Below are 11,839 nucleotides of genomic sequence, written 5' to 3'. Positions count from 1 at the left end.
GCATACGTTGGGTACTCGTTTTTTCGTTAGGTTTACACGAATGTTGGATAGTGCATGAGGACATGCAATGTCAGGAGTACAAAGATTTTTCGTGCGATATTTGTCTGGCTGGCTATATTCCGGCTTCGGCGGTAGCGTTTCAACGATTGAGCTTTGCGGTGTATCTATAGAAAGGAATTAGGCGCTTTTGTGAACAGGAGGTTCCAATGAGTTTTGCGGGCATTTTTTTGTTAGTTTTTTTTATATCGGCATTATCCATTCTGTTGCTTACCCCTTTTGCGGTTAAGTTCGGTTTGGTGGATATGCCTAATGCAGAGCGTAAGTTTCATAAGGGCGATATTCCGTTAATCGGTGGTGTCTCCATGTATGCGGGCTTGGTGATGGGAATTTCACTGTTCATTACGCCGAACAGTAGTTCGCTGACCTACTTGGTGTGTAGCAGTATTATTGTGGCACTGGGGGTTGCGGACGATGTTAAAGATTTATCGCCCCGGCTACGCTTGTTTGTACAAACGGTGGTTGCGGCGCTGATGTGTGCTGGTAGCGGAATGTACATTCACCATTTGGGGACGATGTTTGGTACGTCTTCTGCGGTTGATTTGGTTGAGGCGCTTGGTTATTTGGTGACAATGCTGGCGGTTCTGGCGGCTATTAATGCCTTCAATATGATCGATGGAATTGACGGTTTGTTGGGTATTTCTTCGTTAGTGACATTCGTGAGCATGGGTATCCTATTCTACCAGAATGATGACATGACTAACATGAAGCTGACCTTAATCCTCTCCGGTGCGCTAGTTCCTTATTTGATTGCTAACCTTGCAGGTGGTGTTCAAGAAAAGGAAAAGAGAATTTCTAAAATTTTCATGGGTGATACGGGGTCGATGCTGATTGGCTTCACTGTGGTTTGGTTGTTGATTCAAGGAACCCAACCGACATCTGAAGGGTTGACCAATAATGAAAAAGTTAGTTTTTCAGCAGCAACCGCATTGTGGCTCATTGCTTTCCCTTTGATGGATATGGCGCGGGTTATCGTTGATAGAGCGTTACGTGGGCATTCACCGTTGAAGGCGGATCGTACACATCTTCATCACATTGTGTTGCAGTGTGGTGATACTAAGCAGGCGGCACTTCTGAAAATTAGCACTTTGTCGGCATTTTTTGCAGTGACAGGCATAGCAATGCATGTTAGCGGTTTCCAAGAGGTTACTATCTTTTTGACCTTCTTGGCGGCATTTGCGCTATACACCGTAAGGGTTAGGCATTTGCAAAAGAAGCTGGCTTAGTAACAGATTGTTTAGCATAGGAAATAATATAAATGACTCAATTACAACAGAACAATGGTTTCCTGCCTGTCTCTAGGCCGACCATTACTAAAAAAGAAATCGAGTATGTCACGGCGGCTATTGCATCGGGATGGGTGTCATCTCTGGGTGAATACATCACAGCATTTGAAGAAAAATTTGCGGCATTTTGTGGTAGCAAGTACGCACTGACGTGCAGCAACGGTACCACTTCCTTACATTTGGCCATGGTTAGCATGGGTGTTGAGGCCGGTGATGAAATCATCATGCCAGACTTGACGTTTATTGCGACTGCTAACGCCGCGAAATACGTCGGTGCGGTGCCGGTGTTGGTGGATATTGATCCTGAAACCTTGTGCATTGATCCTGCCGCGATTGAGGCTGCCATTACGCCAAAAACCAAAGCGATTATTCCGGTGCATTTGTACGGGCATCCGGCGAACATGCCCGCGATTATGGCGATTGCTGAAAAGCACGGTTTGTTAGTGATTGAGGATGCAGCCGAGGCACACGGTGCGGAAGTCGAGGGTAAAAAAGTAGGGTCTTGGGGACATTGCGGTTCCTTTAGCTTCTACGGTAACAAGGTGATTACGTCAGGCGAAGGCGGCATGATTACCACCGATGACGAAGCCTTGTATCAACGTGCTAAATACCTGCGTGACCACGCGATGAGTCCTACCAAGCGCTATTGGCATACTGAAGTGGGTTTCAACTACCGGATGACCAATCTGCAAGCCGCGTTGGGCTTGGCACAGTTGGAGCGCATTGAAGAAATTCTGCAAAAGAAACAAGAAATATTTGCTTGGTATCAAGATGCTCTCGGTGGGTTGGCTGGCCTTACCTTAAACCGGACGGCATCGTGGGCAAAAAATGTTTACTGGATGGTAACGATCGAGATTGAGGGGGCGAACGAGACGACGCGCGATACCTTCATGCAAACATTGCGTGAATTCGATGTAGACAGTCGCCCTTATTTTTACCCGCTATCGAGAATGGCTGATTACCCCGGCACGCATACGCCAGTGACTTATCAAATCTATGAAAAGGGCGTCAATCTGCCCTCCTACTTTGATATGGAAAAACGCGATGTCGAGCGTGTATGCGCGGCTGTCAGGAAATGCATGGAAATGTTCCAATAAGACGTTAGAATGTAAGCATCAGGTTCGCAGGTGAGCCTGATGTGCCAAATTCAGAGTTGCTTAAATAATGAAAAATATATCGAGGAACATAGCATTTAGTGGCCTTGGCTATGTTCTGCCGTTACTTGCATCACTGGCGACAATTCCGCTGATGATTAAGTACATGGGCACAGACGTTTATGGGCTGTATATTATTTGTATATCCTTAATTGGTTTTATGAATTTCGTCGACCTTGGTGTGGGTCAGGCGATTGTTAAATACGTTTCGCAGTACGAAGTGACGGGTGAAAACACTAAAATTAAACCGATTTTAGACATCGCTTTGTTGATGTACGTGGTGCTGGGTATTGTTATTGCGGTGGCGGTAGTGGTATTCGCCTTGCCATTGGGCAATCTGATTTATAACGAAGACGCGAAAGCTGAGTTAGCGGCTAAGGCGTTTTCGGTGACGGCGGTGGCGTTTTTACTGAGTTACATCAACCAATTTTTCCTGAATGTATTCAAAGCTTACCACCGTTTTGATGTTCCGGCGGTGATTCAAAATTCAGCCAATATTGCGGGCATCGTAATGGCGACCGGGATGGTGTTGTTGGGTTATGACCTGATCGCTATCTTGTGGGGTTACGTCATTATTCAAGCCATAGCATTGGTCAGTGGTTATACCTTAGGACGGCAGGTATTACCGCTAGGGGTGAAACTCGGCTTGTCTTTTGACCAGCGTATTTTTGCTGAAATGATTGGATTTAGTGCTTATACCTTTGTCAGCAATTTTTTGGGCGGCGTGGTATCCCGACTGGATAAATTTATTATCGGGTCGATTTTGGGGACAGAGGCGGTCACGTATTACCAGATTCCGCATACGATTGCACAAATGGCTAACGGGATTATTCAGGTACTGAGCCAGATTACGTTTCCGCGCTTTAGCGAGTTATCCAGTTTGAATGATCAGGTCGGGCGGCTGGCATTATACCGGCGGGCGATGTGGTTGGTATTCCTGTTTAGCATGGCGATTAGCGTGGCGTTGATTTCCTCCGGTGGTGCTTTCCTTGAATTGTGGATTTCCCCTGAATTTGCGTTGCACAGCACATTGACGTTACAAATTATTGCCCTGTATTTCTTTTTCCAATCGAATACGGTGGTGGCTTATTGGGTTTTGCAAGGCTCAGGAAATGCGAAAGTGACGGCGATTAGTTCTTTCTTGGGAACAGTCGCGTATGTGGCGGGCATGTATGTGTTAACGCCACGTTACGGTCATGACGGAGCAGCGCTGTCTTTGTTCTTGCTGTTATTGCCGTTGCCTTACTTTTATTGGTGGGTGCAACGCAACGTGGGACATAAATTCGGGGAGTACCTACTGCAAACATTATTGTTTGTCGCATTAGGAATGCTGATAATTTTATTATTGAATTACGTACATGAATACATAAACAGTAATTTACTGGTTATTGTGACAGATGGCGTGGTCTTGATGGGTGTGGTTGGGGCGGCTTTGCTTTACCTGTTTCGCGAGACCTTGCGAGTGCGTTTTAGGTAGCTGATAAATATTAAAGAAATGGTTGCGCTATTATGAAGAAGAACATTGGCATACTGACTTTTTATCCCATGCATGGCGGGGGTATTTTTCAATATATTCAGTCAATGGTGGATGCGCTCGCGGCTGACAAGAGCAATCGCTACATTATTTTCGCCGATAAAGACGATACACGTTTTGATGGTTATGGTTTGGAAGTGAGGAAGCTGTCGCCTTCTAACCGTTCTGGTGTCAATCAAGCCATTATTTTTTCGCAATTATTGGTGGGGATGCGTCAGCCATTTTTTCTGCGCGACGATGAGAAACAGGTGTATGCGGATATTGATTTGTTTCTCTCGCCAGCCACGTCGGTGTATCCGCATGTGTTTTTGAAAAAGCCGTTCATTTTTACGCTGCATGACATGCAGGAAAAATATTACCCCCATGCTTTTACGCGAGTGGAGCGTTTTAAACGGGTGTTGCGGAATCGGGCGCTGACTCAGGCGGCGAAGGCCGTCATTTGTGAGTCGAATTACGTTAAGCAGGACATTATGAACTTTCTGGGTGCGCCCAGCGACAAGGTAGCAGTGATTCAGTCGCCTCCCCCGGATTTTTTGCGCAGCTATGCCGCTAAGCCAGAAAATTTTGCCGCCGTGCAACGTAAATATGCACTACCAGAGCGCTATATTTTCTACCCAGCACAGTGTTGGTTTCATAAAAATCACCTGAAGTTGGTGGAAGCGTTCAATATTATTGCGAACGATACCGATGAGGATGTGACGCTAATTTTGTCAGGGTCACAGCAAGATTATTACCCGCAGTTAATGGCGAAAATACAAGCACTAAACCTTGGGCATCGGGTCAAACATTTGGGTTATATTGATTATGAGGATATTCCTTACCTCTATAAAATGGCGAAGATGTTGGTAATGCCAACCTTGTTTGAGAGTGTCAGTATTCCGATTTATGAAGCATTTGCCTTGGGTGTGCCGGTTTGTTGCTCTAATGTTGTGGCTTTACCGGAGCAAGTAGGGGATGCTGCCTTGATTTTTGACCCTAATAATGCGGCTGATATGGCGGATAAAATCTTGCAATTGTTACGTGATGCTCCCTTGGCTGCGGAATTGGTTATCAGAGGTAAGCAGCGTGTCAAAAATTTTGATCATGCCGATTATGCCCGAAAAATACTGGCTGTTATTAATAAGTAACGGGGATTAATATGCAAATTAACGCCTCATTTCTGAAGACTGTTTCTCCCGCGCGGATGGGAGCTGTGGCATCAGCGTATGACAAATGGGTGATGATAGCTGCGTTGGCCTTGGTATCCGGTTTGTTTTTTTTGAGCGATGACCACCGTTTTGGCTTGGTATTTTTACGTGAAGCGGTCATTGGTTTGTCGTTGTTGACAGTTATTTATATTCTTGCTGCCAAACAAGAAGTGCTGGATACCATTGATTGGTATTTGTTGGCGCTGGTGGCTTTATTATTCCTGATTCCCCCCATTTTTGCTTACGTCAGTTTTCAGCAGCCGTTGCAATATGGCTTTTTGGAAGAGCGCCGTACCTTACTGTATCTGATCTACTTTCCGATTATGTTGGCAATTGGCGGGCGCAGAGGCTACGGCGAATCCGATTTGGAAACGATTTTGAAGTATTTGTTTTATCTGGCCTTGGCTTGGTCGGCGGCAAATGCGTTTGAGTTGATTCCACGTAACGCTGGCTTTGAGTTTTCGGTACATGCCGAGCAATTTGCAGATGATTTTGTAGCAACCGATGAGCGTTTTGCTACCCGTTTCTTGGAAGCCGGTTTTCTGATTGCGCTGTATCCTTACTATTTAGTGGCGCGTGGCGAATTCTTGAAAGCGGTGATTCCGCTTGGTCTGCTGGCAGCTTACATGCTTTACATTAATCAAACCCGTGGCATGAGTTTGGCGATTGTGTTGACTTTGGTGTGGATTACCATTTTGCGCCAACGCCTCAGTAATTTTAATGTGAGTGTGCTGCTATTAATTCCTGTTGTGGCAGTATTGGGCTACCTTTCTTACTTTTTATACGTGTATGCGTTTAATGAATCGGTGATTTTTTATGATTATCACCGTAACAAAGAGCTGACCGTGATGCTGGGCGAGGCGTTAAGCAACTTTTTGATGCCGCACGGCGCTTTGTCACTTCAGTTCAATGAGGGATTTCGTTCAGTCTACGGGATAAATATGTATGTCTCGGACATTGGCTTGACGGGGTTGTTGTTTAAATACGGTATTTTATTGTTTCCGTTAGCGTTTTTGATGGTCATGATTGTGCATTTGTTGGCTGCAAAGTATCGCAATAATTTTTCCATCATTTTAACGGCGTTGCTGCTGGCTGATTTTATGATGATTCCCTTTGGGGATTTTTTAGGACGTGGCGCGGAAGAGTTTGCACTGTTGATGGTGCTAGTGAGATTGCAAGGAGTAGATCATGGACATCAGTATATTGCTTGTGTACGGCGAGGGCGGGCATCATGATCAGGCCATGCGTCTGATGAAGCAAATGCAGTCACTCGACCCGACGATTGATTTCATTCACGTGACTGACACGGTAACGATGAAAGGGGATTCCATTGAAAAAATTCATACCGTGCCTCCCATTAGGCACAAAAATGAATCCTTCAATCCTCTTGCGTTTGTGAATGCTTACCTGAAAGCCGTAACCTTGACGGTAAAGTTGGTACGTCAACACCAGCCGCGTGCGGTGATTGGGTTTGGGCCGGGCATTTGCATTCCCGTTTTTATGGTTTGCAAAGTGATGCGGGTCAAAAAACGTATCTTTTTTGAAGATTGGTGCCGGTTTACCAGTAAAAGCTTATCGGGTAAGGCGTGTTCACCGTTCAGTACCAAATTTTTTGTTCAAAATGAATCCTTGAAGGAGTTGTATCGTGACGCTGAGTTCGCTGGACGCCTCTAATAATAAAACGCGAATCCTGGTCATCACTGGTACTACCGGGTTTGACTCGTTAGTGAAAAAAATTGATGAAAGCCGTGAGTTGGAAAGTCGCTACGACATTACCTTGCAAACTGGCGAGGGCAGTTACCAACCGCAGTACAAGCCTTGGTTTGATTTTGATAAAAGTTTAAAAGACAAACTCGCTGATTATGAATTTTTCATTACACACGCAGGGGCTGGTACGATCTTTATGTTGTTGGAGCATAAAAAGCGGGTATTAGTGGTTCCCAATACGGATAGGGCTGACAAACATCAGGTTGAGTTAGCTAACTATGTGAAATCAAAACGTTTATGTGCTGTGTGTGAACGTGTGCAGGATATTGAAGGAGCGATTCTCTCCATTGATGCCAATACCCAGCATTTACAACCTTATGCAAAAGTAGAATTTAATGCCGTTCGTGAGGTGTTGAGATATATTTATGAGTAACAAGTTATTTTTTATTACGATCTGTTACAATAATCTGGCGGGTTTGCAACGCACGATTGACTCTTTACTGGCACAAACTTACCAGAACTGGGAATGTATCGTTATTGATGGCGCTTCTAAAGACGGCACACCGACCTACTTACAGCAATTATCGGCGGCGCAACCCAATATCCGCTATATTTCCGAGCCAGATAAAGGCATTTACGATGCGATGAATAAAGGCATTAGTCAGATTCGGTTGTGCGACTATTTTTGTTTTCTGAATTCCGGGGATTCACTGTATGCAGCCGATACCCTGACACAGTTAGATCAACAGCTTCAGGGATTCACAGGCCGCCCGCCCGCGATTGTCTACGGCGATATGTGTGAAGAATTTGCGGATGGCGTCGAAGTTATTAAGGCGGCAAAGCGTACCTTTAGTTTGAAAAAGGGCATGTTTTGCAGCCACCAGTCGATGTTTTTCCACTACCGCTACGCTGCATTGCGTTATGATCTTGAGTATAAAATTTCATCCGACTATGACTACATTGTGCGTGCGGTTAATCTGCTTAAGCACCCGGATGAGATGCAGCGTTTAGACCTCATTCTGTCACGTTTTGATATGACAGGGGTCTCGAATAGCCGCCGCTTGTCAGGTATCAAGGAAGATTTTACGCTCAGAATTAAAAACGGGCTGTGTTCACCGGCTTCTTCTGCGCTATACGCGGCACGTTCGGTGGGTTTGATGAATTTGAAACGCTTTTCGTACCCTTTGTATTTGCTGATGCGCAGCAAAACCGCTTCTAACAATCAAGTTATCTAAATAAGGAATAATCATGAGCAAAACGGCTTTAATTACAGGTATCACGGGTCAAGACGGTGCTTACTTAGCTGAATTTTTGTTGAAAAAGGGCTATACCGTACACGGCATCAAGCGTCGTTCTTCATCACTGAACACCGACCGTATTGACCACCTGTACCAAGATCCGCATACCTCTGACGGTAAATTTGTGCTGCATTACGGTGACATGACCGACAGCATGAACTTGACCCGTATTATTGGTCAGGTGCAACCCGATGAAATTTACAACCTCGCGGCCATGAGCCACGTTCACGTTTCGTTTGATATGCCGGAATACACCGCCAATGCGGATGGTATCGGCACATTGCGCATCCTTGAAGCGGTGCGTTTCCTCAATCTGACCAAGAAAACCCGCATTTATCAGGCATCCACCTCTGAATTGTACGGGTTGGTGCAAGAAGTACCGCAAAAAGAAACCACGCCATTCTACCCGCGTTCACCTTACGCAGTAGCTAAGTTGTACGCTTACTGGATCACCGTTAACTACCGCGAAGCATATGGCATGTTTGCGTGTAACGGTATTTTGTTCAACCACGAATCGCCATTGCGTGGTGAAACCTTTGTTACCCGTAAAATCACCCGTGCAGCTTCCCGCATTGCCTTGGGTTTGCAGAAAGACCTGCATTTGGGCAACCTGTCCGCCAAGCGCGACTGGGGTCATGCACAAGATTACGTGGAAATGATGTGGTTGATTCTGCAAGCGGATACGCCTGAAGACTTCGCGATTGCGACGGGTGTCACCACCGAAGTGCGCGAATTTGTGCGTATGTCGTTTGCACGCGCTGGCATCTCGGTTGAATTCCACGGCGAAGGTGTCGATGAGAAAGGCGTGATTGCTGGTTTTGATCGTGCTGTTTATGAAGTGGCGACAGGTGCGACACCGGAGCAACACGGTTTAGAAGTGGGTCGTGAGATCGTCTCGGTTGATCCGCGTTATTTCCGTCCGACTGAAGTCGAGTTGCTGATTGGCGACCCAACCAAAGCCAAAGAAAAATTGGGCTGGATTCCTAAGCATGACCTGAATTCACTGGTGAATGACATGATGGAATCTGACCTCAAGCTGATGCTGAAAGAAAAGCATCTGAAAGACCACGGCCACCGCATTATGTCTTACCACGAGTAATCCGCATGAAAAAAACCCGTATTTATGTCGCTGGCCATCAGGGAATGGTTGGCTCTGCCTTGGTTCGTCAATTGCAACAACGCCCGGAGGTGGAGTTGGTATTGCGTTCCCGGCAGGAATTGAACCTGAACCGTCAACAGGAGGTTGAGCAATTTTTCCAGACGGAAAACATTGATCAGGTCTATCTGGCAGCGGCAAAAGTCGGGGGGATTCATGCCAATAGCACGTATCCGGCGGATTTCATTTATGAAAACCTGATGATTGAAAGCAATATCATTCATTCAGCCTGGCAAGCAGGTGTTCAGCACCTGCTTTTCCTCGGCTCATCGTGCATTTACCCCAAATTTGCCAAGCAGCCGATGGCTGAATCCGAATTGTTACAGGGTGAGTTGGAAGCGACCAACGAGCCCTACGCGATTGCCAAAATCGCCGGAATCAAATTATGTGAATCGTACAACCGTCAGTATGGCACGCAATATCGCAGTGTCATGCCGACCAATTTGTACGGCTTTAACGACAATTTCCACCCAGAAAACTCCCACGTCATCCCCGCGCTAATGCGGCGTTTCCATGAGGCGATGTTGGCGCAAGAACCGCAGGTTACTGTCTGGGGTTCGGGGACACCACTGCGCGAGTTTCTGCATGTGGACGATATGGCAGCAGCTTCCATCCACGTCATGGAAATGGCGGATGCTCAGTATCAAGCGCTCGTGCCACAAACCCAATCGCACATCAACGTCGGCACAGGCGTGGATTGTAGCATTGCACAATTGGCGCAACTCATGGCGGAAGTGGTCGGTTTTCAAGGGAATATTGTGTTCGACGCGAGCAAGCCCGATGGCACGCCGCGCAAATTACTGGACGTTTCCCGCCTGAAAAGTTTGGGCTGGCAACCTCAAATCGCCTTACCCGATGGGCTTAAATCAACGTATGCATGGTTCGTGGATCACCAACGTGATTTCCGACAATCTTAAAATGAAAGAAGGTATAGAGATGGCGACTCCAATCACCCCCGTAATCCTGTCTGGTGGCTCTGGTTCACGTTTGTGGCCGGTATCGCGCAAATTGCGCCCTAAGCAATTTTTGCCGCTGATTTCTGAAGATCGTACCTTGTTCCAGTCAACGCTGGAACGTTTGGATGGTTTGGCGAATAAGCAAGCTGCCGTCATTGTCTGTAACGAAGAACACCGTTTTATGGTGGCAGAACAGTTACAGGGGATTGGTCAGGCAAACCAAGGCATTTTGCTCGAACCGGTGGGGCGCAATACAGCGCCTGCGGTGGCGGTCGCTGCTTTGTCTTTGCTGGAAAAAAATGGCGCAGATCCGGTGATGTTGGTATTGCCTGCCGACCATGTGATTCCTGACATTGCTGCGTTCCAGCAAGCCATTATGCAGGCGAGTGCTTTGGCGGAAGATGGCTTTTTGGTGACGTTTGGGATTACCCCCGTTACACCGGAAATCGGCTACGGCTATATCGAACAAGGCGCTGCGATTGCCGGTTTTGAAAATGCTTGGCAAGTAGCGGCGTTTGCTGAAAAGCCCAGTTTGGAGGTGGCGACTGCGTATTTGAACGGCGGCAAGCACCTGTGGAATTCGGGCATTTTCATGTTTAAAGCCAGCGTTTTCTTGCGTGAACTGGAAACGTACAAGCCTGATATTCTCGCCGCGTGCAAGAAGACCTTTAAGCACGCGCAACACGATCTGGACTTTATTCGTTTGGATGCGGCGGCGTTTAAAGATTGCCCTTCCGATTCCATTGACTATGCGGTAATGGAACATACCCGCCACGCAGCGACCGTACCGCTCAATGCCGGTTGGAATGACGTGGGTGCGTGGTCGGCAGTGTGGGAAGTGAGCGAGCGTGATGCTGCCAACAATGTATTACGCGGCAATGTCATGACGCATGATGCCAGCAATAACTTGGTGTTTACTGAAGATCGCTTGGTGACGCTGGTGGGTGTCGATGATTTGATCGTGATCGAAACCAAAGACGCTACCTTGGTTGCCCACAAAAGCAAAGCGCAAGACGTGAAGCGCATTGTGACCGCACTGGAAGCGGAAGGTCGCAGCGAAGCCATTATTCACCGTTTAGTGAACCGCCCGTGGGGTTGCTATGACTCGGTGGACGCGGGTGAGCGTTTTCAGGTCAAGCGCATTACGGTGAAACCCGGTGCGAAATTGTCGCTGCAAAAACACCATCACCGTGCCGAACACTGGATTGTGGTGAGAGGCACGGCTGAAGTGACTTGCGATGACAAAACGTTTTTATTGACCGAAAATCAGTCAACTTACATTCCATTGGGCAGTGTGCACCGTTTAGCAAATCCGGGCAAAGTGCCACTCGAATTGGTGGAAGTCCAGTCGGGCAGTTATCTTGGGGAAGATGACATCGTTCGTCTGGAAGATCAGTATGGACGCAACGAAGCCTAGTAGAATGGTAGTATTGTTTTGAATCACGGCATTTATTGTCGTTATTATGGCGTGTATTATTGTTGATTTAATTTCAGAAATCTCTGT

The 11,839-nt window shown here is 46.8% G+C and carries 11 protein-coding genes; all 11 read left to right on the top strand.

The features are described 5' to 3' along the window. Positions 1-206: 206 nt before the first annotated feature. Positions 207-1,283 (top strand): hypothetical protein, encoded by a 1,077-nt coding sequence (locus tag HMY34_RS08620; RefSeq protein WP_202718835.1) that lies wholly within the window; start codon positions 207-209, stop codon positions 1,281-1,283. A gap of 32 nt (positions 1,284-1,315) precedes the next feature. Next, the gene (locus HMY34_RS08615; RefSeq protein ID WP_202718834.1) at positions 1,316-2,440 is read left to right on the top strand and encodes a DegT/DnrJ/EryC1/StrS family aminotransferase; all 1,125 of its coding nucleotides are present in this window, start codon (positions 1,316-1,318) and stop codon (positions 2,438-2,440) included. A 67-nt stretch (positions 2,441-2,507) separates the two neighbouring features. Further along, the gene (locus tag HMY34_RS08610) at positions 2,508-3,974 is read left to right on the top strand and encodes an oligosaccharide flippase family protein (protein WP_228288019.1); all 1,467 of its coding nucleotides are present in this window, start codon (positions 2,508-2,510) and stop codon (positions 3,972-3,974) included. 32 nt (positions 3,975-4,006) lie between these two features. Then, positions 4,007-5,158, top strand: a complete 1,152-nt coding sequence (locus HMY34_RS08605; protein ID WP_202718832.1) for a glycosyltransferase family 4 protein — start codon at positions 4,007-4,009, stop codon at positions 5,156-5,158. 11 nt (positions 5,159-5,169) lie between these two features. Beyond that, positions 5,170-6,453, top strand: a complete 1,284-nt coding sequence (locus tag HMY34_RS08600; protein ID WP_202718831.1) for a hypothetical protein — start codon at positions 5,170-5,172, stop codon at positions 6,451-6,453. After that, positions 6,407-6,892, top strand: a complete 486-nt coding sequence (pssD, locus tag HMY34_RS08595) for a PssD/Cps14F family polysaccharide biosynthesis glycosyltransferase (RefSeq protein ID WP_202718830.1) — start codon at positions 6,407-6,409, stop codon at positions 6,890-6,892. Before HMY34_RS08600 ends, pssD begins: the two co-directional genes overlap by 47 nt. Further along, complete coding sequence (gene pssE / locus HMY34_RS08590) at positions 6,864-7,358, top strand: PssE/Cps14G family polysaccharide biosynthesis glycosyltransferase (protein WP_202718829.1); 495 nt, start codon at positions 6,864-6,866, stop codon at positions 7,356-7,358. The genes pssD and pssE overlap by 29 nt, the downstream gene beginning before the upstream one ends. Beyond that, positions 7,351-8,160 (top strand): glycosyltransferase family 2 protein, encoded by an 810-nt coding sequence (locus HMY34_RS08585; RefSeq protein WP_202718828.1) that lies wholly within the window; start codon positions 7,351-7,353, stop codon positions 8,158-8,160. Before pssE ends, HMY34_RS08585 begins: the two co-directional genes overlap by 8 nt. Before the next feature lie 13 nt (positions 8,161-8,173). Then, complete coding sequence (gmd, locus tag HMY34_RS08580) at positions 8,174-9,322, top strand: GDP-mannose 4,6-dehydratase (RefSeq protein ID WP_202718827.1); 1,149 nt, start codon at positions 8,174-8,176, stop codon at positions 9,320-9,322. A 5-nt stretch (positions 9,323-9,327) separates the two neighbouring features. Then, positions 9,328-10,296, top strand: a complete 969-nt coding sequence (gene fcl, locus HMY34_RS08575; protein WP_202718826.1) for a GDP-L-fucose synthase — start codon at positions 9,328-9,330, stop codon at positions 10,294-10,296. 19 nt (positions 10,297-10,315) lie between these two features. Continuing rightward, on the top strand, positions 10,316-11,752 hold the full coding sequence (locus HMY34_RS08570; protein ID WP_202718825.1) for a mannose-1-phosphate guanylyltransferase/mannose-6-phosphate isomerase: 1,437 nt from the start codon (positions 10,316-10,318) through the stop codon (positions 11,750-11,752). The last annotated feature ends 87 nt before the right edge of the window (positions 11,753-11,839 follow it).

The organism is Thiothrix subterranea (genome assembly GCF_016772315.1).
GTDB classification, from domain to species: Bacteria; Pseudomonadota; Gammaproteobacteria; order Thiotrichales; family Thiotrichaceae; genus Thiothrix; species Thiothrix subterranea.
Note: the sequence above shows the minus strand (reverse complement) of the source record. Positions and strands in the feature narration are given on the sequence as shown.